This is a genomic window from Alkaliphilus serpentinus, assembly GCF_009017255.1.
In the GTDB taxonomy this organism is placed as follows: domain Bacteria; phylum Bacillota; class Clostridia; order Peptostreptococcales; family Natronincolaceae; genus Alkaliphilus_D; species Alkaliphilus_D serpentinus.
In genome coordinates this window covers 1-22,358 of sequence record NZ_WBZB01000034.1, presented here as the reverse complement: position 1 = coordinate 22,358, position 22,358 = coordinate 1, and the positions used below count along the sequence as shown (strand labels likewise).

24 protein-coding genes are annotated in these 22,358 nt (G+C 34.6%); 8 read left to right on the top strand and 16 right to left on the bottom strand.

Going from position 1 to position 22,358, the window contains the following annotated elements; all coding sequences use genetic code 11:
• Positions 1-29: 29 nt before the first annotated feature.
• Entirely contained in the window at positions 30-917 is an 888-nt protein-coding gene (locus tag F8153_RS09610) for a Cof-type HAD-IIB family hydrolase (protein ID WP_151866149.1), read from the bottom strand.
• Between the two features lie 184 nt (positions 918-1,101).
• Between F8153_RS09610 and F8153_RS09605 the strand changes: the two genes are divergently transcribed.
• Complete coding sequence (locus F8153_RS09605; protein ID WP_151866148.1) at positions 1,102-1,611, top strand: ferritin; 510 nt, start codon at positions 1,102-1,104, stop codon at positions 1,609-1,611.
• A gap of 53 nt (positions 1,612-1,664) precedes the next feature.
• On the opposite strand, the gene F8153_RS09600 is transcribed toward F8153_RS09605, so the two are convergent.
• From F8153_RS09600 to F8153_RS09550, 11 genes are all read right to left on the bottom strand, one after another.
• Entirely contained in the window at positions 1,665-3,245 is a 1,581-nt protein-coding gene (locus tag F8153_RS09600) for a DEAD/DEAH box helicase (RefSeq protein ID WP_151866147.1), read from the bottom strand.
• A 190-nt stretch (positions 3,246-3,435) separates the two neighbouring features.
• Positions 3,436-3,636 carry a cold-shock protein gene (locus F8153_RS09595; RefSeq protein WP_151866146.1) on the bottom strand — a complete coding sequence of 67 codons (201 nt, stop codon included), beginning with the start codon at positions 3,634-3,636 and terminating at the stop codon, positions 3,436-3,438.
• Positions 3,637-3,857: 221 nt separating this feature from the next.
• Positions 3,858-4,046, bottom strand: coding sequence for an asparagine synthase (locus F8153_RS09590; protein WP_151866145.1), 189 nt, complete (start codon positions 4,044-4,046; stop codon positions 3,858-3,860).
• A 204-nt stretch (positions 4,047-4,250) separates the two neighbouring features.
• Positions 4,251-4,532 (bottom strand): helix-turn-helix domain-containing protein, encoded by a 282-nt coding sequence (locus F8153_RS09585; protein WP_151866144.1) that lies wholly within the window; start codon positions 4,530-4,532, stop codon positions 4,251-4,253.
• Positions 4,533-4,671: 139 nt separating this feature from the next.
• A complete protein-coding gene (locus tag F8153_RS09580; RefSeq protein ID WP_151866143.1) occupies positions 4,672-5,388 on the bottom strand; it encodes a hypothetical protein in 717 nt (238 codons plus the stop codon).
• 79 nt (positions 5,389-5,467) lie between these two features.
• Positions 5,468-6,229, bottom strand: coding sequence for a tetratricopeptide repeat protein (locus F8153_RS09575; protein WP_151866142.1), 762 nt, complete (start codon positions 6,227-6,229; stop codon positions 5,468-5,470).
• A complete protein-coding gene (locus tag F8153_RS09570) occupies positions 6,211-6,510 on the bottom strand; it encodes a tetratricopeptide repeat protein (RefSeq protein WP_151866141.1) in 300 nt (99 codons plus the stop codon). Before F8153_RS09570 ends, F8153_RS09575 begins: the two co-directional genes overlap by 19 nt.
• A gap of 30 nt (positions 6,511-6,540) precedes the next feature.
• On the bottom strand, positions 6,541-7,587 hold the full coding sequence (locus tag F8153_RS09565; protein ID WP_151866140.1) for a tetratricopeptide repeat protein: 1,047 nt from the start codon (positions 7,585-7,587) through the stop codon (positions 6,541-6,543).
• 70 nt (positions 7,588-7,657) lie between these two features.
• Positions 7,658-8,878 carry a hypothetical protein gene (locus tag F8153_RS09560; protein WP_151866139.1) on the bottom strand — a complete coding sequence of 407 codons (1,221 nt, stop codon included), beginning with the start codon at positions 8,876-8,878 and terminating at the stop codon, positions 7,658-7,660.
• Between the two features lie 242 nt (positions 8,879-9,120).
• Positions 9,121-9,594 (bottom strand): IS200/IS605 family transposase, encoded by a 474-nt coding sequence (gene tnpA, locus F8153_RS09555; RefSeq protein WP_151866138.1) that lies wholly within the window; start codon positions 9,592-9,594, stop codon positions 9,121-9,123.
• Positions 9,595-9,783: 189 nt separating this feature from the next.
• Complete coding sequence (locus F8153_RS09550) at positions 9,784-9,975, bottom strand: hypothetical protein (protein ID WP_151866137.1); 192 nt, start codon at positions 9,973-9,975, stop codon at positions 9,784-9,786.
• A gap of 195 nt (positions 9,976-10,170) precedes the next feature.
• Between F8153_RS09550 and F8153_RS09545 the strand changes: the two genes are divergently transcribed.
• The 7 genes from F8153_RS09545 (at position 10,171) to F8153_RS09515 (ending at position 16,787) form a co-directional block, all read left to right on the top strand.
• The gene (locus tag F8153_RS09545) at positions 10,171-11,424 is read left to right on the top strand and encodes an L-lactate MFS transporter (protein ID WP_151866136.1); all 1,254 of its coding nucleotides are present in this window, start codon (positions 10,171-10,173) and stop codon (positions 11,422-11,424) included.
• 259 nt (positions 11,425-11,683) lie between these two features.
• The gene (locus F8153_RS09540) at positions 11,684-12,379 is read left to right on the top strand and encodes a helix-turn-helix domain-containing protein (RefSeq protein WP_151866135.1); all 696 of its coding nucleotides are present in this window, start codon (positions 11,684-11,686) and stop codon (positions 12,377-12,379) included.
• Complete coding sequence (locus tag F8153_RS09535; RefSeq protein ID WP_151866134.1) at positions 12,372-12,821, top strand: DMT family transporter; 450 nt, start codon at positions 12,372-12,374, stop codon at positions 12,819-12,821. Before F8153_RS09540 ends, F8153_RS09535 begins: the two co-directional genes overlap by 8 nt.
• A gap of 12 nt (positions 12,822-12,833) precedes the next feature.
• On the top strand, positions 12,834-13,286 hold the full coding sequence (locus F8153_RS09530; protein WP_151866133.1) for a DMT family transporter: 453 nt from the start codon (positions 12,834-12,836) through the stop codon (positions 13,284-13,286).
• A gap of 251 nt (positions 13,287-13,537) precedes the next feature.
• Entirely contained in the window at positions 13,538-14,317 is a 780-nt protein-coding gene (locus F8153_RS09525) for an ABC transporter ATP-binding protein (RefSeq protein ID WP_151866132.1), read from the top strand.
• Entirely contained in the window at positions 14,307-15,131 is an 825-nt protein-coding gene (locus tag F8153_RS09520) for an ABC transporter permease (protein WP_207707719.1), read from the top strand. Before F8153_RS09525 ends, F8153_RS09520 begins: the two co-directional genes overlap by 11 nt.
• Before the next feature lie 96 nt (positions 15,132-15,227).
• Positions 15,228-16,787: an FAD-dependent oxidoreductase gene (locus F8153_RS09515; RefSeq protein ID WP_151866130.1), complete on the top strand. Its 1,560-nt coding sequence runs from the start codon at positions 15,228-15,230 to the stop codon at positions 16,785-16,787.
• 73 nt (positions 16,788-16,860) lie between these two features.
• Here F8153_RS09515 and F8153_RS09510 read toward each other — a convergent pair whose 3' ends face one another.
• The 4 genes from F8153_RS09510 to F8153_RS09495 all read right to left on the bottom strand — a co-directional run bounded on the left by F8153_RS09510 (position 16,861) and on the right by F8153_RS09495 (position 22,176).
• Positions 16,861-18,900, bottom strand: a complete 2,040-nt coding sequence (locus F8153_RS09510) for an MASE3 domain-containing sensor histidine kinase (RefSeq protein WP_151866129.1) — start codon at positions 18,898-18,900, stop codon at positions 16,861-16,863.
• Positions 18,901-19,234: 334 nt separating this feature from the next.
• Positions 19,235-19,627 (bottom strand): hypothetical protein, encoded by a 393-nt coding sequence (locus tag F8153_RS09505; protein ID WP_151866128.1) that lies wholly within the window; start codon positions 19,625-19,627, stop codon positions 19,235-19,237.
• A gap of 32 nt (positions 19,628-19,659) precedes the next feature.
• Positions 19,660-20,046: a YtxH domain-containing protein gene (locus F8153_RS09500; protein ID WP_151866127.1), complete on the bottom strand. Its 387-nt coding sequence runs from the start codon at positions 20,044-20,046 to the stop codon at positions 19,660-19,662.
• Positions 20,047-20,226: 180 nt separating this feature from the next.
• Positions 20,227-22,176 carry a type I glutamate--ammonia ligase gene (locus tag F8153_RS09495; RefSeq protein WP_151866126.1) on the bottom strand — a complete coding sequence of 650 codons (1,950 nt, stop codon included), beginning with the start codon at positions 22,174-22,176 and terminating at the stop codon, positions 20,227-20,229.
• Between the last annotated feature and the right edge of the window lie 182 nt (positions 22,177-22,358).

Here is a 22,358-nt window from a genome sequence, read left to right as displayed (position 1 = left end):
AAAATATAGATTTGCAGAAGGATCTCAATCTAGACTCTAATTTTTTTGTTTTCATGAACCCCATTAGTAGACAAAAGCTTATCTATTAGATGACTAATTCCATCCTCCTCATTGGTGGTAGTAACACAGTCGGCTATTTCCTTTACAATTTCCTCAGCATTACCCATAGCAACGCCTAAGCCAGCATACTGGATCATGGAAATATCGTTTATATTATCTCCAACAGCAACAACATCACTAGCTGGTATCTTCAGTATTTCACATACTTTTCTTAGGCCATTGCCCTTTGTTGCGAGTCGATTAAGAACTTCAATGTTTTCCCTACCGGAACTGGTTATCTCCACTTCTGCTATTACCTTTAACTGATTCTTAAGATCTTCCAGCCTTTGTATGTCATTGGAATGGATAAAAAGACTGGATATTTTACCTAGTTTATTTATATAGTTCTTAAAGTCAATTCTTTTATGGGTACCATTCAATAAAACTGACCACAAAAGTTGGAGGCCTTCTGCCATAGGGTTAAGATTTTTATACTTTAGATAACCCCTAAAAACCCTCAGCCTCTCTCTATAGCTTCGAATAAAGGTATAGTGGGGGTCAGTACCATGAAAATAGATTCCCTCATTCTCTAATAGTTTAATCACAGTTAACAATGTTGAATGATCAATATATATTACATCAACAATCTCATCTTTTTTATTTCGTATTACAGATCCATTATTGGTTATTAGCCAGCAGTCGATACCGATGATTTTCAAATAGGGTTTTAAGGTTGCATAGGGTCTACCGGTGCTAATAACAATTTCCATTCCCATTTGGTGGGCTCTTCTTAGAGCTTGTATATTTTTACTAGATAAGCTTTTATCATTCTTCAGCAAGGTACCGTCCATATCCGTTGCAAGGATTTTATATTCCATTAAGATCCCCCTCCTGTTCCTAGTAATATTATAGCATTATATTACAGAATAAATATAAAAATCTATTACCATCTTTGTTTTAAAACCCATGAAATTGGGTACAGTATTTAATAGATTTAAGGTGTTCTATTTAAAGCTATAGATGATTACAATAAATCTACTATAATTACAGGAGGGAATTAAGATGATTTCAGAGAGGATCGTAAATGAACTAAATGAACAAATCAAGCATGAATTTTTTTCTGCAAATGCCTACCTAGCTATGGCAGCCTATTGTAAGGAGCAGGATCTAGATGGTTTTGCCAACTTCTTTATGGTTCAAGCCGAGGAGGAAAGATTTCATGCCATGAAATTTTTTAATTTTATCAATGAGTTAGGGGGTAGAGTTAGAATTAGTGGTTTTGAAGAACCAAAAAATGACTTTACATCTTTAGAGGAAGTTTTTAATGAAGCTCTAAAGCATGAGAAGCTGGTTACCGATCGTATTAACCTATTAATGGATTTAGCTATTAATGAAAAAAACTATGCCTGTAAAAGCTTTTTAAATTGGTTTATTGATGAGCAGGTTGAAGAAGTATCTATGTTTACAACTCTACTTAATAAGCTTAAGCGTATAGGTGAAAACAGCTATGGTATTTATATCCTTGATACAGAGCTGGCATCCAGAACCTTTACCCCACCTGCAGGAGAATAACCTTACATAATTCACACCATATAAAAAGGGTCAGATTTCTGACCCCTTTTTTCTTATTTATCCTTTGCTACCTCAACACTGATTTTTCTACCCTTTATTTGGTTTTTCTTCATGGCCTTAATTACTTTCTTTTCTACCTCTCGAGGAACCTCAACAAAGGAAAACTTATCATACATGTCAATAACCCCTACAGAATTACCACTTATTCCAGCTTCATTGGCTATGGCCCCTAGGAGGTTTCCAGGATTGATTCCATGTCTTTTTCCAATGTTAAAGTATAGCCTTACCATACCGCTCTTAGCTGCAGGCTTTTTCTTCTCAATTTCAACCACTGTATCCAAAAGCTCTATTTCATCCTTTTTCATATACATCTTTAATAATGCAGCGCCAATTTCAATAGAGCTATGGCTTTCTGCTAGCTTTTCTATAAAGTTCATATATTCACTTAGGCCAGATTTTTCGATGGTAGAGGTTATGCTGGCTGCGATTTGCTCTTTACGCTTTTCAACAATATCATTAACGGAAGGTACATTTCTTCGAATTAATCGAGCTTTAATATACCTTTCCAGCATCTTCAATGTTCTAATTTGTCTAGGTGTAACAAGAGTATAAGCTAGCCCAGCTTTTCCAGCCCTGCCTGTTCTACCTATACGATGAACATAATATTCAAAGTTCTCAGGTAGGTCATAGTTAATAACAAGAGCTACGTCATCTACATCAATACCCCTTGCTGCTACGTCTGTAGCAATTAGCATGTCTATTGTTCCATCCCTAAACTTCTTCATAACCCGATCTCTTTGGCTCTGCTTTAAATCTCCATGTATACCTTCAACAGAATATCCACGATTTTGAAGCTTTTCGACCAGCTCATCGACACCCCTTTTGGTATTACTAAAAATCATCCCAAGCTCAACCTTTTCCATATCCAAAATTCTTGTTAATGATTCTAGCTTTTCATGGGGTTTTACCTCAAAGTAATATTGAGTAATTTGAGGTACAGTCAATTCCTTATGGGTAACCTTTACTGTTACTGGTGAGGTCATGTAATTTTGTGCAATCATTTCGATTTCCTTAGGGATGGTAGCTGAAAACATTAATGTTTGTCTGTTGGAGGGCATTTCATTTAAGATAGCTTCTATATCCTCTAAGAATCCCATATCCAGCATCTGATCAGCCTCATCCATTACTACTCCAGAAATATTGTTTAGTTTTAAAGTTTTTCTTCTTATATGGTCCAATATTCTTCCAGGAGTACCAACCACTATTTGAACACCCTGCTTTAAGGCCTTTAATTGCCTTTCTATAGGTTGTCCCCCATATATTGCTAAAGTTCTTATTCCGTGCTTGTATTTAGCAAATTTCTTTACTTCATCAGCAACTTGAATTGCCAGCTCTCTGGTGGGGGTTAATACCAACACCTGTACCGAATTGTTTTCAGTACTGATTCTCTCGATCATGGGTATACCAAAGGCTGCCGTTTTACCAGTTCCTGTTTGAGCTTGCCCTAAAACGTCCCTTCCCTCATATACAATGGGTATTGCTTGCTGTTGAATACTAGTGGGGGTTTCAAATCCCATTTCTTGTATAACCTTTAAAATTTCCTTACTAATACCTAAACTTTCAAATTGATTCATTATAAACTTATCTCTCCATTCTTTTATTTAATACGCATAATTATATCTTTAATATACCCATATGTAAACAATTAAAAAACTAAATACCTATTATAGTTGATTTTGCATATTATATTCTTAGTTTCGCAAATAAAGCCACCCCTTGGGTGGCTGAACTCTATAATCGTTGCATTCTATATGTTAAATACGATTATAACTTAGTTACGTTGGCTGCTTGGAAGCCCCTTGGACCTTCAACAACTTCGAATTGAACTGTTTGTCCTTCTTCTAAAGATTTGTAGCCTTCTGATTGAATTGCTGAATAATGTACAAATACATCATCTTCTCCTTCAACAGAAATAAATCCAAATCCCTTTTCACCATTAAACCACTTAACTGTTCCTGTCTTCATTCTTGTTTCCTCCTAAAAAAATTATTTACAAGTTTAAAGTTACCATGATTGCTAGTCTTTGTCAATAATATTGCCAAATATAGTAATCATTTTTTAGGTTTTATTGTCCATAAACCTAATATCCTATAAATATAATATCTCCCAAAGATACCTTTTATATACCTTTATGTATGTATAGGATTATTTAAGGAGCAGGAATAAAATCCTTGCTCCTTATCCATCTACATTTTATTGTGCTCAATTAGATCAATTGTTCCAAGTACCACATGGGCTAATCCAAAACCGATGATTCCTGCTGCAACCATTGGCATCATGTTACTTCTATCCTGCTTCATGCTCATGCCTTTTAAGGCAACTCCTGCTGCGGTAACGCCAGTACCAAGTATTGTGGGAACCATTCCTTCTCGCACATGTATTCCTCCCTTGTAATTGAGTTTTTGATAATGTAGACTGTTTTTAGTTTTACACCTTATAGTTTTTTTATCCCTCTATAAAAAAGATTATATAATTTTTCTTCATAAAAAAATCTCATCTCCTTTTATATTGTAATTCCTATTAACATAGTTATACGAAGGAGATGAAACTTCTAGTTTTGGATTTTATGGTAGGTGTGTCTATTTTAATTCTCGAAATAAAATATCCTCAGGGCAATCTAATTCTTTGCAGATTTTTTCAATATTTTTATCCTTTGGAATTCTACCCTCATAAATCCATGCTTGGACTGTCCTTGGTGAAACACCTATTCTCTCAGCCATATCACTGACTTTAATATCATCTGCAAACATTAATCCCAGCATGTATCGGTTTTTTACTTCCCATTTTTTTAGTCTTCTAAATCTCTTCTTTCTAATTCCTTTACCTAATACTCTTCTGGCTCTTTCAGCAGCAGTTTCCATATTATCCCCTTTCTACCAAATTATTTTAAAATTATCTTAAATTATTGACAGTTTATTTTATTTTATTCATAAGAATTTTCTTATGTTATTCTGTCATTAAGATTATTCAAAATAAAATGTAAAGGTGATCATCTATTTACTATATAACAACATCTGTAATAGCTCCAGTCTGGGAGATTTTGAATTTTTGATCCATTTTACTATATGTATTTGTTGTTATTGTAAAGCTGTCCTGCAAAATGAAAGCACCATCTATAAATAGCTTTAATGTCCAGATTCCACTGGGAACCTCATATCCTATGAGGTTAAGCCAAAACCACATTACAGTTGGTTTACTAGCTTCCTTTTCAGAAGTATATAAAATATTTTCACTTGAATAATGAAAATCTCCGTTGGGTCGAAACCATAGGAGGCTTATGGTATGGATTCCAGTAACATTTGTAAACTCAAATCTTGATACTACTCTTTTAGTTGTTTGCTGAAAGATCCTTTTATGAACCTTTGGAGTTGATTCATGAACTTCATCAGATAAATGATACTTTTCAATGTTCACAGTGTATTTCTCAGTATTAATCAATTTTTCTCCTTCACTATTAATGATAATGACAGAAGCTAATTCGCCATCATCTTTAGGTAAATATAAGTTGGCCAAAGGATCATTTAAAGGAATAAGATTGTTAATTAAGAACTTATACCTATATTCGCCAGGCTGCAAATCAATTTCAGTACTCCATACTCCCTTTTCATTTTTTTGAAGAAAATTTAACCCGCTATTCCAGTTGTTAAAATCACCAATTAAAGATATTTTGTTAATAGAAATATAGTCCTGCGGGTCATAGTAAATGGTATGTTTCATATATCCAATCCCCCTATCAGTAGCTTATTTCTTTGTTCCTTCTGTTTTTTTTAGTTCTACATTTATTTCATTAGAAGATTTATAATATTTTCTTTTTGTAATTCTTCTCTCGTTCCTTTTCAATCATTCTTTCATATTTTTTTACATCTATATTATACTTTTGGATTTTTTCTTGCACATTTTTGTCAAGTATGGAGTAACTATTATTTTTTAACAACTCCATATAATGCACCTTTGCTTTTTCAACATTGCCTGTTTTTTCATAATAGTTGGCTATACGCAGGTGATATTGAAATATAACCGAATCAACAGCTATCTCCTTTGCTTTCTCAAAATATTTGTAGGCTTCATCATAATCTCCCACCTCAGTATAGTAATGGGCCATTGCTAGAAAATAACTGAAATTTTCGCCATGAGTCTCCTTGATTAATTGTAGATATTTATTGGCATTTTCAAAATCCTTTGCGTGAGTATAATTATAAAATATTGGATAATACATAGATTTATCTTCATCTAAGTTATATGAAAGAAGGTAATATCTTATAGTCTCTTTATAGTCACCCAACTGAGAATATAAACTTCCTAGCTTATAATATATATGACTGTAGTATGTTGAAGTCCATTCTTCATTCAAATCTTTAACCCCTAAGGCTTTAATAAAATATTCTTTTTCATGTTCTATATGTTCTTTGCCATAAGCACCATAATCGTAGTATATAATCCCAGCTGTATAGTATAATTCAATTAAAGTTTCAGGTGAAGTCTCTGAATTTATCCTTTTCTCTGCCTCTAAAATATATTTTTCTGCTTCTCTATAATTTTTTATCCGTTCATAAACCATGCAATTCCAATATAGGCATCAACATTATTAGGATCCCTTTCAAGGATGTGTAGATAGGTAATGTATGATTTCTTTATCTCATTGTTATTAAAATAATCTTTTGCAATTTCTAAGGTATCTTCTATGGAATGCTCATTTGAAACAACCCTTTTCTTTAAGGTGGACAGTTCAAAGCCCTCCACAGGTGTATCGGTGGTAAATACATCTATAAATATTGAAGCTATAAATACAATAACTAATATGAAAGCTGTTAATACTGTATATTTAAGTACCTTTAACATCTAACTCCTGTCCCCTTGTTTTGATTTCATTTATAATATTTTCTTGCTATAATTCTTCTCTCTCTCTTTTTCAATCATTCTTTCATATTTTTTTATATCTATATTGTACTTTTGGATTTTTTCTTGAAATATTGTATCATTGACGAAGTACATATTATTTTCATAGAATTTTATATAATGCTCCTTTGCTTTTTCATAATTGCCTATTTTTTCATAATAATTGGCTATGCGAAGGTGATATTGAAATATAACCGAATCAACAGGTACCTCCTTTGCCTTTTCAAAATATTTGTAGGCTTCATCATAATCCCCCATCTCAGTATTGTAATGGGCCATTGCTAGGAAATAACTGAAGTTTTCGCCATGAGACTCCTTGATTAATTGTAGATATTCATTGGCATTTTTAAAATCACCAGCATAGGTATAAGAATAAAAAATGGGATAATACATCGATTTATCTTCATCAATGTTGTATGATTTAAGGTAATATTTAACTTCTTGTTCATAGTCCTTTAATATAGAATAAGTAATACCTAATCTATAGTAGATATGGCTGTAATATGCATTAATCAATTCATTATCTAAACCTTTAACAATGAGGGCTTCGTAATAATAATCTCTTTCTTTATCCAAGTACATATTTCCATGATATTTACTATAACTTCCATAAAGTTGTCCTGCAGTAAAGTATAATTCAATCAAGGTTTCGGGGGATGTCTCGCTATTAATCCTTTTCTCTGCCTCTAAAATATGTTTTTCTGCTTCAGGATAATTATCAATTCTCTCATATAACCAAGAAATTCCAATATAGGCATCTACATTATTAGGATCCCTTTCAAGGATGTGTAGATAGGTAATGTATGATTTCTTTATCTCATTGTTATTAAAATAATCTTTTGCAATTTCTAAGGTATCTTCTATGGAATGCTCATTTAAAACAACCCTTTTCTTTAAGGTGGACAGTTCAAATCCCTCCACAGGGGTATCGGTGGTAAATACATCTATAAATATTGAAACTATAAATACAACAACTAATATAAAAGCTGTTAATACTGTATATTTAAGTACCTTTAACATCTATTTCTCTCCTTCTCTTATGGGTAACCAGAGTCTGAACTCAGACTCTGGTTTTGTGATATTATGTAGGTTAATAGGCAGAAAGGATTTGATTGCCACTGTTTATTGAAGCTAGAGGTTGCATAGGTTTTGGACTTGGTTTAGGGATAGGAGCAGGTTGGGTTTCTTCCTCTGCTGCTACTGCTATTCCTCCCGACCCAGCTAGTATTGACCCTCCTGCAAGTAACCCTTGACCCAATGCAGATGCTGCTAGCTTAGATACTACCATTGCACCCCCTATTAGGGCACCTGTCAAAGCTAATCTGTCAACATTGGTTTCCACCTCAAAGGAAATTGTAGAAGAAGTATTATTATAGTCTGTAGGGTTAGTAGTTAAGCTAAGACTTAGACTATGGTGTTTTGGCATAAGGGGTGCAATTATACTATTCCCCCTTTGTCCAAAGGATAGATTCGTGGCATAATATTCATTTGAATTTGCAAGGTTTATGCTAGCCTTACCATCACTCGTAAGCTCTGCACCAACGCTGATTTGTCCATGAATATTAGTTTTATTAGATAATCCTACTTTCAATTCCTTCGAATTTCCTGTAGCCTCAACATTCAATCCTCCATTTTGTGATGAAACACCTAAATCTGTTTCAATAGTCCCAATATTGTTTCCTAGGCTAGTGTTTACCATAATATTTCCATTACCACTGGTAACTGATGATGAAACAGTGACTTTTGAAAAATAGAGGTCTATTTCTATAGGCTTTTGATAAAGAGTATGGCCGATGGTATTTGCTGACATAGCGATTACATCATTCATACCACTTTGCACTTGAGAAACAACTTCATTTGTTCTATCATGTGCTCTACTTGCTATATCTACAGTTCGTTCAGTAAAATTATCAGCTACACGTTTAATAGTATTAACAGTGCTATCATATACTTGAGAAACAACTTCATTTGTTCTTTCATATGCTCTGTTTGCTATATCTGTAGTCTGAGCTGTAACTTTATCAACTGTGTGTTTTACTGTGTTTACAGCACTGTTATATGCTGTAGTAGCCTCCTGCTTTACAGTATTAATTGTTTTGGTAGCAGCTTTACTTACACTATCTGTTGTTTGTTTGATAGTTGAAGCTGTGCCCCCAATGGCTTTTGCAGTACTTTCAACTATTCTTGAAGCAGTACTTTTAGTCGTTGTTGCACTAACTTTACTATTAACTTTAGCTGTTGGTGTGGCTACTCTGCTGCTATTTCTACTATAAACTGAGGCGCTATAGCTTTTAGCTTTAATCACAGGCATCTAATTCCCCCTTTTCTAAAGTTTAAATTAATTAAAAGAAATATGAGCTGCAGCAAATTTTCTTTACTTAATTGTACATATTTTGCTATATTTTGTCAATTATTAACTAAAAAAATCAAAACTACCCGCTTAGCGGGTAGTTTGTTCAGCCCTATAAGGGCATGTTACACGCTTGAGCCTTAAGGCTCATTGAAAGGTCCGCCATTTGCTTACGCTCACAAGCTGCTGCTAAAGCAGCTTTTTTATTTTTTTTCCTTCTTATTCTTCTCTCCTGTGAATGGATCTACGTATTCCATTAAACTTAGTTGATCATTTGCTATATCTTCTTGTAGTTGATTTTTCACATATTCTCTTATTTTTTTCTCGTTGCGGCCAACAGTGTCAACATAGTAACCTCTACACCAGAAATGCCTATTTCCATACTTATATTTTAGGTTTGCATGACGATCAAATACCATTAATGAACTTTTTCCTTTCAAGTAACCCATTATACTAGATATACTGTATTTGGGTGGTATTGCTAGCACTAAGTGAACATGATCTTTACAGGCTGTGGCTTCAAGAATTTCTATTCCCTTTTGGCTACATAATTTCCTAAGTATATTTCCTATATCTTTTTTTATTTTGCCGTATATCGCTTGTCTTCTGTATTTAGGTGCAAAGACTATGTGATATTTACAATTCCAGCTAGTATGTGATAAACTGTTTCTATCCATTTCGGATCCTCCTTTTGATTAATTAGTTTTGGTTGGCGAACCAATTTAATTTTATCAAAAGGAGGTAAAAAAAACTTGCTCATAGCTAAAGCTTTTTGGAACCCCCGGTCGAACCGGGGGTTTTCAATATACAATGAAAAAACACTGTTTAATTACAGTGTTTTTATATAAGTATCCATTCTCTCATCTTTACTCCTTTATAATCCCTTCCTGTTTGGCACAGTCTTCACAGTATATTTTCTTTGGTCCACCATCAGCTGATAGGATTTTTCCGCAATTCCTACATTGTACACAGCAGCAGGTAAACAAATCACCCTTTTTAGCTACTGGTTTGCCATTGAAGTCATAGCCTAAAATTTGCACCTCTACACAATTATCCATTCTTACACCTCCTAGTAATCCCTCTTAATATATACTATGAAGGTAAGCTTCAAAAAGAAAATATTTAATTACCATTTTTAGGTATTTGTTTAATTATGTTTTAATCTGCATTTTTATAAAAAAACTGTTTTTAAATAACCCTTATTCTGTTATGATATTTAGGGTAGCATTAAAAATAAAAATTGAGGTGAATTCATGACTAAGGATTTTAATCGAGGTTGGGTAGTAACATTGGCTGGTTTAGGTGTAAATTTAATGTTGGGTGTATTGTATGCATGGGGAGTTATTTCAGCAGCCTTAATAGATCAGTTGGGCTGGAAGGCCACCATGACCCAAATACCCTACATGGTTGCTTGTGCCCTTTTTGCCCTTTCTATGGTTCCTGGGGGAAGACTTCAAGATAAACTGGGACCAAGGCCTATTATTATGGCCTCTGCTGTATTGGCTGGAATTGGTTTTATCTTCTCAGGGCTATTCTTAACAATTATTGGATTAACCGTTTTTTATGGGGTTGTTTTTGGTGCTGGAATGGGGATAGGCTATGCTGCTCCAACACCAGCTGCAGTAAAGTGGTTTAGTCCTAAAAAAAGGGGAGTTATTTCTGGAATTGTTGTCAGCGGTTTTGGTCTGGCACCTGTTTACATCGCCCCCCTTACTACAAAGCTTCTTTCAACCTATGATCTAAGAACCACATTTTTCATACTTGGAGGCGGATTTTTTGTATTAATTATGCTACTGGCTCAGCTCATTAAAAATCCCCCAAAGGATTATGTTCCTTCAGATATACAGGATTTAAAGGAGAAGCCTAGTGTAGCTTCTAAAAGCAACAAAATTGATTATAACTGGAGAGAGGTAATTAAGACAAGGCAATTTTATATCCTTTGGACGATGTTTTGTTTTGGTACCTTTGCTGGATTACTAATCATAGGTCAATTGGCAAAGATTGGATTGGAACAGGCCGGCATGAAAAATGCCTATATGTTAATAGCCCTATATGCCTTTTTTAATTTTTCTGGTCGAATCGGCTGCGGAATTATTTCAGATAAGCTTGGGCGTATGAAGACCTTATTCTTTATGTTCTTACTTCAGGTTACAGCCTACGTATTCTTCCCAAGCTTAAATACCCCTATAAGCTTAATGACCGGCATTGCCATTGTAGGCTTTACCTTTGGAGGAATGCTTACCATCTTCCCATCTGTAACGGCTGACTTTTATGGCCTTAAAAACTTTGGTGTGAATTATGGATTGGTTATAACAGCTTGGGGTATAGGTGGAGTATTCGGTCCCCTTATTGGTGGCATTGTAAGAGATGTAACTGGCACCTATGGATTAAGCTATGTGATCTCAGGAGCACTAAGTGCCTGTGGAGCTATACTAACCCTATTTATTAAAGCCCCACAGGAAGCTGTAGATTTAGAAGCTACCAATATAGTCGTTGAAAAGCAATAAAAGATCAAAAGCAGAGAGTTTTCTTATTAAAATACAAAGTCAGGATGTTGTCGGCATCCTGACTTTTATAATATTTGCCTTTTTACTTATTGTAATTTATAACAATCATTCCTGCGGATTTAAACAGACAAAGCTTCTATAATACTCCACTAAATCTTCATCACAGCAATAGTCATTTATTCAATCCTATAATTATCAGACATATGTCCTATTTTTTATTCTCTATGTAAGCTATACTACATGTAAGGGGTGAAACAACATGAAAAAAATCAACAATCCTCAATTATTAAGTACATATTTAGAAAAATATAATATACAATCGGTTTTTACTTCAGATATGCTTCAGTACATGGAGTTATTTGAGTTTCAACGGGGCCAAAGCATTTGTAAGCCTATGGATGAAATGCCATACTTCTATTTTCATGTAAAGGGAAAATTAAAGGTTTATGCAATGGCCGATAATGGAAAATCTGTTCTCTTGAGGTTTAATAAACCCCTTAGCATTCTTGGAGATGTAGAGCTCCTGGATGAACGCCTAGTAAAGTGCTATGTAGATTCATCGGATAATTCCCATCTTATTGGTATTAGATTAGAGCACCTCCACAAATATGCCTTTGATGACCCGGTTTTTTTAAGGTTTATCATAAAGAACCTTAGCTATAAGCTCTACACAATTTCCAACGCCAGCTCAATCAATCTTCTTTTTCCATTGGAAAACAGGCTAGCCAGCTACTTATTATCTATAACCAGTGATGAGTATGATAGTAGAGTGAAAGAAATTAAGACCAACAATCTAGGGGAAATGGCAAGTCTTTTAGGTTGTAGCTATAGACATTTGGCGAGGGTAATTAAAGCCTTTGAGAATGCAGGGATCGTTAAAAATGAAAAGAAAAAACTCACTGTTTTAGATTTTTCAAAATTAAGGGAATTGGCAGGTGATAATATTTATGAGTAAAAATTTCAATGGACTCTTAATCCTTCTTTTGTTTATGGGGTTAATGAATAGCGGAATTGTTCTAATTAATGGAATGCTGGCCCAATACACCAACTTATATTTAGCAGGCCTTATGGTTCATATAATAGGCCTTATACCAGCCTTTATACTGTACCTGATCTTCGATCGTAGTAAATTCAACCTATGGAAAAGCACCTTCTTAGAGGATAAAAAGCTTTTTATAGGTGGCTTTATTGGCTCATTAATCCTAATTATTTCTGCCTTTAGTATGGGCACGGTAGGGGTTTTTATCACTTCCATTTCTATGGTGGCAGGACAATTTTTATTATCGGTAATAGTTGATACTAAGGGCCTTTTCGGATTTAAAAGGGTTACCCTTGGTTATAGAAAAATTAGCGGAATCATCATTATTATTCTAGGAATTATTTTAATTTCTATTTAGGAGGATCATACTATGGCAATATTGGCAATCATACTTGCAGCAATAATGGGGGGATTATTTATCATTATAAGATCTTTGAATATGATGCTTGGCAACTCCATTGGTATTTATGGATCTAATTTAATGAATCATCTAACAGGGACAATTGGCAGCTCTATCATTTATCTAATGGTAATTGTAACAGGAGTTCAAAAATTTCAAAGCTATGAAAACATTCCTCTATATGCTCTAATGGGGGGAATCATCGGCTCTACCTTTGTAATTCTATCGAATTATTCCTTTTCTAAAACCTCAGTGGTTACCTCCACCATACTACTCCTTTGTGGTCAGTTTATTAGCTCCTTAATAATTGATATTCTAATTTTAGATATTGAGATTAAGCCAACTGCCATCACCGGTGCAATTCTCATTATTATTGGGGCTATTTTGTATAGCTATAAATCTAAAGACACCCTTTATGAGTAAGCTTTTCTTATACATTAGAGTAAAATAATAGCAAAAAACTTTACAATGTGATTGAAATCATTTTGGTTGATGGAAATTGGGGTATTATTAAGTTATAAAAGGATATTGGAGATGCTATTATGGGTGAAAGAATTTATTATCTTCCTCTTACTTCCTCCCCTTATTCCTCAATGGAAGTAACAGAATCTAGGTAGAATCATAAGATATAACATAGTATTTTATTGGAAACTACTTAAATAAGGGGGGACCTTATGCTAACTGAAAAGTTTGTTGAGATTAAAAATATATCCATGAACTATCATACACTAGATGGAGAAACCGAAGCCCTAGACCATCTCTCCTTTGATGTAAATAAGGGGGAAATTATGGCTATAGTGGGACCCAGCGGTTGTGGTAAATCTACTATCCTATCGATCATTTCAGGCCTTTTAAAGCCTACATCTGGAGAGGTATTAATTCATAGAAAGGTAGTTGAAGGTACCAATAAGTCAGTAGGTTATATGTTTCAAAGCGATCATCTATTTAGATGGCGTAGTATATTAGAGAATGTGCTAATCGGCCTGGAGATACAAAAAAAATTAAATGAAGAAAACATTCATCGGGTTCACAAGCTTTTAGACACCTATGGCTTAAAGGAATTTAAAAATCATTATCCAAATCAGCTTTCTGGTGGTATGCGGCAGAGGGTTGCCCTTATCCGTACCCTAGCAATTGAGCCAGAGCTATTATTATTGGATGAGCCCTTTTCCGCTTTAGATTATCAAAGCCGTTTAGCTGTAAGTGATGATATTGCAGAGATTATTCGTAAGGAAAAGAAAACAGCCATTATGGTAACTCATGATATCGCCGAAGCAATTTCCATGTCCAATAGAGTGATTGTTTTAAGTAATAGACCAGCAACCATTAAGAATATTCATGATATCCAGCTTACCTGCGAAGGAGAAGCAAACCCAATTAAATGTAGAGAGGCTCCTGAGTTTAGGCATTACTTTAATAGAATATGGAAGGAGCTGGATGTTTATGTTCAATAAAAAAACCACTGCTACGGTTGATTATTCTAAGGGACATGTAGCTTATCTGAAGGCAGTTAAAAAGCATAAGCTGATGGTTAAATTGTGTCAGGTGGGCTTTTTAATTTTATTTATACTATTATGGGAAATAGCAGCCACCAATAAGTGGATAGATGCCTTTTTCACCAGCAAGCCTTCCTCTATCGTAAGGTTAATCGTCAATCTATCTAGGGATGGCTCAATATTCAAACATACGGCCATTTCAGTTTTTGAAGCCTTAATGGGCTTCGCCATAGGAACGGTTTTAGGAACCTTCCTTGCAATTCTCCTTTGGTGGTCAGACTTTTTTGCAAAGGTTTTTGATCCATATCTAGTTGTACTGAACGCACTACCAAAGATTGCCCTAGGCCCTATAATCATTATTTGGGCAGGAGCTGGAATGAGTGGAATCATTGTCACTGCCCTAACCATATCCTTAGTGGTTACCATCCTTTCCACCTATAGTGGATTTAAAGAGGTGGACGAAGAAAAAATAAAGATGCTGAAAACCTTTGGGGCCAGTAAACTACAAATTCTACAGAAGGTTATATTCCCAGCCAGTATTCCCACAATGATCAATACCATGAAGATTAATATTGGTATGACTTGGGTTGGTGTTATCGTTGGAGAGTTCTTAGTTTCTAAGGCAGGTCTTGGCTATCTAATTGTATATGGTGGTCAAGTATTTAGACTCGACATCGTAATGGCTGGTGTTATCATTTTAGCAATAGCTACAGCCCTTATGTATCAACTGATTGTATTTTTAGAGAACCGCTTCTTAAAGTGGAGACAATAGATTAAACACCTGTTTTAGCAGGTGTTTTTTATGTATTTAATTTCTTCAAAAGGGAATTCTAATAATTGATAATTTGGATTTAGGAGGAATTCCATTATGGAAGAAGCTACAAGATTAAGATTACCTGATTTTCCAGAGCCCTATTGGTGGACATCAGTTAAGCTACCAGCCTTTAAACCCCTTAATAAAGATATTAAAGTGGATGTTGCTATTGCTGGTGGAGGTATGACCGGGATCACAGCAGGGTATTTATTAGTTCAGGCAGGATTAAAGGTTGCAATATTAGAATCTGGAAAAATACTAAATGGCACTACTGGCCACACCACAGCTAAAATTACACAGCAGCACGCATTAATATATGATGAGCTAATCTCCCATATTGGTCAAGAGGGAGCTAAATTATATTATGAAGCCAATCTTAAGGCCATGAATTTCATTACAGATATGATCAATAAAAATGATATTAAGTGTGGCTTAACTCAAGAGGATGCCATAGTCTATACCAATTCGGACAAATATATAAACAAAATATCCAAGGAGTATGAAGCTTATCAAAAGCTGGGAATAGAAGGAGCCTATATAGAAGATTTGCCTATTCCAGTGGATCTGAAGGCTGCGGTGGTGATGAAAAATCAATATCAGTTCCATCCCCTCAAATATCTAAACCACTTGGTGGATGACTTTGTTAACAAAGGGGGGATGATTTTTGAAGAAACCACCGCTAAGGATATTGAAAAGGACAATAGCTTAAGAATTAGAACTAAGAATGGCCATGCAGTAGATTGTAAGCATATTATATGCAGTAGCCATTATCCCTTCTTCGACGGCTATGGTCATTACTACGCCAGGATGCATGCTGAGAGATCTTATATAGTGGCTATTAAGCCAAGATCCCATTTTCCTGGAGGCATGTATATAAATGCTGAAGACCCCACACGTTCCCTTAGATTTGTGGAAAATGGTAATGGCGAAAGATTGGTTTTAGTGGCTGGAGAAAATCATAAAACTGGAAAGGATAGTAATACCCATGCTAACTATGAAGCTCTAAGGGATTTTGGTGAAAAAATCTTTGGTATAGAAAAGGTTTTAAATATGTGGTCTGCCCAAGACCTTACTACCATAGACAAAATACCCTATATTGGTGAAATTACTAATGAGAAGAAGAATATTTATATTGCTACGGGTTATAGAAAGTGGGGAATGACCAATTCTACGTCTGCTGCTCTAATAATTGCTGATGCTATTTTAGAGAAGGAAAATCCATTTGCATATTTGTTTAAGCCTACAAGATTCATTGCTGATCCCAGCATAAAGAATTTCATAATTCAAAATACTGATGTAGGAATAGAGTTTGTTTCTGGTAAACTTAGTATTATCACAAAGGAACCTAAGAATCTTAGAAAGGATGAAGGTGGAGTTGTAACTGTAAATGGCCGTAAGGCCGGAGGTTATAGAGATTCTGAAGGTCATCTTCATGTAGTTGATAGTACCTGTACCCATTTAGGTTGCGAAGTTAAATGGAATAGCGGAGATAGAACCTGGGATTGTCCTTGTCATGGATCAAGATTCTCCTTTGATGGAGAAGTAGTGGAGGGTCCAGCAATGAAGGCCCTAGAAAAGATAGAAGTTGAAGATAAAATACTAATTGAGAAGTAAACACACCTCTCATCAAGACTATCAAAGATTGCTGTTGGCCCATAATAAAAAAAACCACACTAGATGTGGTTTTTTATTTCATTTTTACTGAGTAGATATCCGAAAACTCGATCTTTATTTTATCAATATTCCTACTAAACATCTCCATTTGAGTTTCCTCATCCTTTACAGTTCCATCAGTAGGTAATTCAACTATAAATTCAGTTCCCTTTCCATATGTACTCTTAACCTTCAAGCTTCCTCCGTGGAGCTCCACTAAGGATTTAGCAATTGTAAGTCCTAATCCACTACCCTCATGGTTTCGAGTCAAGGATTTATCTATTTGATTAAAACGTTCAAATATTGTCATTAGCCTGTCTTCAGGAATACCTATTCCTGTATCTCCAACAATTATAGAAATTCGATTCTCAACCTCCATCATTGAAACATATATTCGATCTCCACAGTTTGTAAACTTAACAGCATTTGATAGAAGATTTAGCATAATTCTTTCTAATGCATTAGGGTCAAAGACCATTACTCTTCTTTCGATACTGGTTTCAAAGGTTAACTGTATATTTCTACTTTGAATTAGATTACCAACAGATTCCGTTATTCCTTCAACCACCTCTACAATATCCCCCTTAACAAACTTAAGCTCATAGTAGTTGGCATCTAATTTTGTTATGTCAATTAAATTGTCCACCTGTTTAATGATTCTATTACAATTCTGCCTTAATACTCCCATCCGCTTTCTCATCTTTTCGTTATTTTGTGAGTTAATCAAATCCATCTCCATAAGCTGGAGAGTGCTATATATTAGATTAATGGGTGTTTTTAATTCATGGGATAGGTTCGCAAAAAACTCTGTTTTGATTCTATCATATTCGATTGCTTCTTTAAGAAGCTCCTTTTCCACTTTTATTTGCTCCTCAAGAACCTCCCTTTGTTTTTTATCTCGGATATCCCGGAGTACACTTAATACCAAGGGGTGATTATCATCAGGGAAAGATACAGAAGTTACCTCCACATCAACCTCTGTACCCGCTATATTAACAATCTTATACTTTTTTGTAGGGATGTGGTTGGTTTTGTTACTCAAAATCCTCATAATATCCTCTATAGCCGATTCATAGCTTTTAGGGGGTATAAATTCTGCTAATTTTTTGCCGATAATTCCCTCAGGCTTAGCTATTCCCAATAACTCAGCCCCTTTTTCATTACAATAATAAAATTTGTCTTCATCATGAACATAAACAGGATCTGGCAAAAGCTCAACTAACTTTCGATATCGCTCTTGACTTTTCTTAAGGTTTTTTTCAGAGCGTCTTCTTATTTCAATTTCCTTCCTCAATTCATCTACCATCTCGTTTAATCTAAAGAATAGAAGTCTGTAGGGTCTTCTTAGACTTGTTTCTACAATCCCCTTATAAATCATGTAATATGATACAAGTTCTAGAATATGAGCCAATATATAACATGCATTCATCCTCACCGATACGATAAAAAGCATTTCAGATACTAATCTTGAAAGGAGAAAGCTTAAGATATAAACAAAGGTGTTCTTATGAAACATTTTCTTACAATTAAGATATACAGCTAAATTAATTGCTGTTATGATTAAGCTGAATACATATAATATGAGTCGGATGGTATCATAGTTTATACCCTCTATACTGCTAGGGATTATGATCTGTCCTATGCAGAGAAATGAAGTAACAAAATAAATCATAATTGCAATTCTCAGTTTAATATTTTTATTCAGAATCAAAAGGGTTAATAAAAACCCTAATGCTACAAGCAAACTCTCCAATGCCCTTATTGGATAAATGTTTAGTATCTGATTGTTCTCAACTATGCCTACATAGGTAAGTAAATAAATGAGTCTGATGATACCCGTAATACCATAGGAAATACCCAAAAACAAGATGTAATCCTCTAAATTAATAATATAGGTATTTAGTACAATGAATAGAATCATAAAGCTAATAAAAACTCCAAAAAACTCAATTATTGAAAAAAACATCATCCCATTTTTTGTATTAATAAAAAAGAGTACTGAAGATAATAGAAAAATCACTATCATCTCTATAATAGGTGTAAAGTCCTTTTCATTATGGATTTTATCCCCCATAATACCGTCGTCCTCCCAAAACAGTAGTTAATCTACTAATATATACTTAATTCTTCATGAAATGTTTGAATAATTCGGTAAAAATATGATTCACAAAAATATCTAAAACCTATTACTATAATTCGTTAAAAAAATATAGAGTCCTGCATTCCCATACAATTTTTTTCATATTTTGACAATTATGTCTTTAAGTGTCTAAAGGCTTTGTATTTCCCGGGTAATAGAACATATTCCTATAAAGTTTTACAAAAATAAACCCCTACAGGGCTAATCTTAGTTGCATAAATATATTTTCACACAAAAAAATAGTGAAGCCATTATGACTTCACTATTTTTATTTAAACCATCCTTTTTTCCTACTACTTGAAAACAACCCCCTAAGAATATTTAACAGCTGCAGAACCTCTCCTATAGGCTCTACAATATCTTCTGTAACCATCTGAGCTGTAGAAGCTGCATATCCTACTGTCTCTTCTATACTCTTCAAGGTTCCCTCAACATACTTCATTTCTTTGTTAACATTGAAGGTTATTTCTTCTACATTATGTAGAACCTTAGGAATTTCAGCTATAGAGTCATCGATGTTTTTTTCATTTTTATCAAGGATTTCCTTTGTTTTCTTTAGAATTCCATTTAGCTTTAATAGAGCCATTGTTAAAGCTGCTAAAGCCGCTATCCCTAATATAACTAGAATTACTACCATTAAATCATATAAATTAATATACATAAGTCACCGCCTTTTAATTCTTCTTTTGTAAATTACTCTCTATCAAAATCGTCCTCTGATATATCATCGGTAATTGCTGCATTTTCCCTTGCCTTCATCTTTTCCTTTAATATCACCATTTTTTCACCGATAACATCCTTTTTTTCATCATAAAAGTCCCCAAATTTTTCTTTTCCTTCTACGATGTTGTTTTGAATAACTTCCTTAGCCTTTTCAAGTTCTTCCTTTGCTCTTTTTCTGGTATTTTCCCCCTTATCTGGTGCATAGAATACACCAACAAGACCTCCAATAAAAGTGCCAAGAGCCAAACCCTTTACAAGTCCCTTTTTCCTTTCTACGGCCTTTTCACGTTTTCTTTTTTGAGGATCTAACATTTCTTTTAAGTGTTCTACTCGACTTTGAATATTTCTTAAATTCATGACCTCACTCCTTTATTAATTATTTCTAATTAAAATTGATCCTATGGCAATTATACCCAAGCCTATAGGTGCAAAACAACATTTCCTACATTCTAGAATATTCGATTCATCTTAAAATTTTCCTTTATTATGGTAAAAAAAAATCTAAGGCTTTAACATCCTTAGATTATTAACAATTATTTAGAAGTATAATCCATTTATTTCAAGTAATATGTTTCTTCTATAAACAATATAAGAAGCCTTTAGCTGTAGGATTTTATTAGCCATTTCAATTTGAAGACTGGATGCCAATCCGTAATCCTTCGCCTCCAATGCGTCCCTTATTCTAGTAAACAAGGACTTACAGGTTAAGCTATCCTTCATTAAGTAAGTTCTTAAGGCATTAATTTTTTCCCAATTTACCACATCTATATCTGTTACTACATCCTCTTCATGAAGCTTTTTGCAGTTCCTTACAATCCTCATGTCATAGGGGATAATTCTACCTGTAAGCTCTGTTATCCATTGGCTTAGGGTAGCAATTTTATAGGAATGGACTAATGAGCTATCAAAAACATCTCCATTATATAAAATCTTCATTTTTTCAGGGTAATTGTCAAAGGCAATTAAGTTCTCCCAGACTGTTGCTGGGGGCCTTCCGAAAAGTGTATTTCTTTCTTCCTCCGTATAATCTTCAAATACATCCTCTTCACTTCTATAGCACCTATCCCTTTCAAGGTATCCTTTCTCTTCACCTGCTGTCTTAGAGAACTCTACCTCTAGTTCTTTGCTGGTGAGTTTTTGGCTTGTGGCATATTCAATACCCTCCAGCATAGCTAGATAAGATGCACTTACATAAAGGTAAGTATTTGAATGGGGATTTGGTGCCCTAAGCTCATATCTTGTTGCAAGGGGATTTTTAATATCCCTCACTAAACCTACTAATACCGTTCTATTTCTCGAAGGAGATTCTGATGTATGTCCCACCGAAGCAACAATACACACTGGAGCTTCAAACCCAGGCTTTAATCGGTTAAAGGCATCGTTGGTTGCTGTTACAAAGGGATTAATGATTTCATAATTTTTTAGTAGCCCCATTAAAGCTCCCCATCCTATCGAGTTTACATAGTCAGCCTTCATATTTAGTGGGGCAAATAGATTCTTAACCTTTCCATTCTTTAGCTTTATACTAGCCCCCATGTGGGTATGCTTACCACTACCAGCCACCCCTTCAATGGGTTTTGCTCTAAATGTAACCTCTAGACCATGTCGCTCGAAGGTTTCTTCTATAAACTCCCTTATAAAAAGCTCATTATCTGCTGCCTGGAGGGCTGTACTATATTTCCAATCGATCTCCAGCTGTTCCATAACATGATTAAGTTTACCAGTACCGGCTATTTTGGCGGTAACACCCCCAACCTCCTTATGACCCATTTCTGGTTCAAAACCGTATTTTTCTAGCAATAGCATGGTTTCTTCAAGGGCTGTACGCACAGAGCCCTTAGTTCTTTTCCAATATTGCTCTTTAAGGATTTGAGAAGTGGATAGCTTTTCCTCGTCAGCATGATCTTCAGGGGTTTTCACCCAAAACTCCAGCTCTGTTGCCGCTGTTAATGAAACCTCTTCTATATCATCCTTTGAGGATATTCCTAGTTCCTCCAACAAGTGGGGATGCTTATGCAAAAGAGACATAACACACTTCTGAAAATGTTCAACTGTTCTTTTTAAAACTCCTCTAGAATCGACAAATCTATTATTATGCTCTAAAAAAGATGGAATTCGCAATGTACCAATTGGGTATCCCGTCTCTTCATCTATGTAATCATAATTGTAATCGACAAACCAGTTTACATCTACATCGGGTATTATATCTACCTTTGCATTGTTTAAAGTGGCGATCTCATGAAGGACAACGCTGGATCCATCTGTCTGGACTCCAACTTTTAAAAACTCCTCAACATCCTCTAAAAAAAGAGAAATAGGGATCTTTTCATCGGTATTATTACCTCCCAAATCCACCCCTACAAGAGATACAAATTTAATTGATGGATGGGCCTTTAAAATCTTTGTTAGGTGGTCTTTGTTGTGGGTCCATGTGGGTAGTGAGTATAGCATGGCTTCAGAAAGTAATGCATCAATTTCCTTTTTCATAAACTCCCTCCTTATTGCGAATATTTATTCTAATTATAGTTATAACGTTCGTATTAATGCGAAGTATATCATAGTAACCTGAATTTTAATATTGATTATACAGTAATTTTTTATGGTTGTAAACACTTCTTATGTAAATATATTAGTTATAATGTATATTTCCTCAATTGTAAAATTAACTT

Coding starts and splice junctions, on each gene's coding strand:
- F8153_RS09535 (WP_151866134.1), top strand. CDS start 12,372: ATGAGTAAAAATTTCAATGGACTCTTAATCCTTCTTTTGTTTATGGGG.
- F8153_RS09570 (WP_151866141.1), bottom strand. CDS start 6,510: ATGTTAAAGGTACTTAAATATACAGTATTAACAGCTTTCATATTAGTT.
- F8153_RS09560 (WP_151866139.1), bottom strand. CDS start 8,878: ATGCCTGTGATTAAAGCTAAAAGCTATAGCGCCTCAGTTTATAGTAGA.
- F8153_RS09565 (WP_151866140.1), bottom strand. CDS start 7,587: ATGTTAAAGGTACTTAAATATACAGTATTAACAGCTTTTATATTAGTT.
- F8153_RS09610 (WP_151866149.1), bottom strand. CDS start 917: ATGGAATATAAAATCCTTGCAACGGATATGGACGGTACCTTGCTGAAG.
- F8153_RS09550 (WP_151866137.1), bottom strand. CDS start 9,975: ATGGATAATTGTGTAGAGGTGCAAATTTTAGGCTATGACTTCAATGGC.
- F8153_RS09585 (WP_151866144.1), bottom strand. CDS start 4,532: ATGGAAACTGCTGCTGAAAGAGCCAGAAGAGTATTAGGTAAAGGAATT.
- F8153_RS09540 (WP_151866135.1), top strand. CDS start 11,684: ATGAAAAAAATCAACAATCCTCAATTATTAAGTACATATTTAGAAAAA.
- F8153_RS09500 (WP_151866127.1), bottom strand. CDS start 20,046: ATGAATTTAAGAAATATTCAAAGTCGAGTAGAACACTTAAAAGAAATG.
- F8153_RS09495 (WP_151866126.1), bottom strand. CDS start 22,176: ATGAAAAAGGAAATTGATGCATTACTTTCTGAAGCCATGCTATACTCA.
- F8153_RS09510 (WP_151866129.1), bottom strand. CDS start 18,900: ATGGGGGATAAAATCCATAATGAAAAGGACTTTACACCTATTATAGAG.
- F8153_RS09520 (WP_207707719.1), top strand. CDS start 14,307: ATGTTCAATAAAAAAACCACTGCTACGGTTGATTATTCTAAGGGACAT.
- F8153_RS09505 (WP_151866128.1), bottom strand. CDS start 19,627: ATGTATATTAATTTATATGATTTAATGGTAGTAATTCTAGTTATATTA.
- F8153_RS09515 (WP_151866130.1), top strand. CDS start 15,228: ATGGAAGAAGCTACAAGATTAAGATTACCTGATTTTCCAGAGCCCTAT.
- F8153_RS09605 (WP_151866148.1), top strand. CDS start 1,102: ATGATTTCAGAGAGGATCGTAAATGAACTAAATGAACAAATCAAGCAT.
- F8153_RS09600 (WP_151866147.1), bottom strand. CDS start 3,245: ATGAATCAATTTGAAAGTTTAGGTATTAGTAAGGAAATTTTAAAGGTT.
- F8153_RS09545 (WP_151866136.1), top strand. CDS start 10,171: ATGACTAAGGATTTTAATCGAGGTTGGGTAGTAACATTGGCTGGTTTA.
- F8153_RS09580 (WP_151866143.1), bottom strand. CDS start 5,388: ATGAAACATACCATTTACTATGACCCGCAGGACTATATTTCTATTAAC.
- F8153_RS09575 (WP_151866142.1), bottom strand. CDS start 6,229: ATGGTTTATGAACGGATAAAAAATTATAGAGAAGCAGAAAAATATATT.
- F8153_RS09525 (WP_151866132.1), top strand. CDS start 13,538: ATGCTAACTGAAAAGTTTGTTGAGATTAAAAATATATCCATGAACTAT.
- F8153_RS09530 (WP_151866133.1), top strand. CDS start 12,834: ATGGCAATATTGGCAATCATACTTGCAGCAATAATGGGGGGATTATTT.
- F8153_RS09595 (WP_151866146.1), bottom strand. CDS start 3,636: ATGAAGACAGGAACAGTTAAGTGGTTTAATGGTGAAAAGGGATTTGGA.
- tnpA (WP_151866138.1), bottom strand. CDS start 9,594: ATGGATAGAAACAGTTTATCACATACTAGCTGGAATTGTAAATATCAC.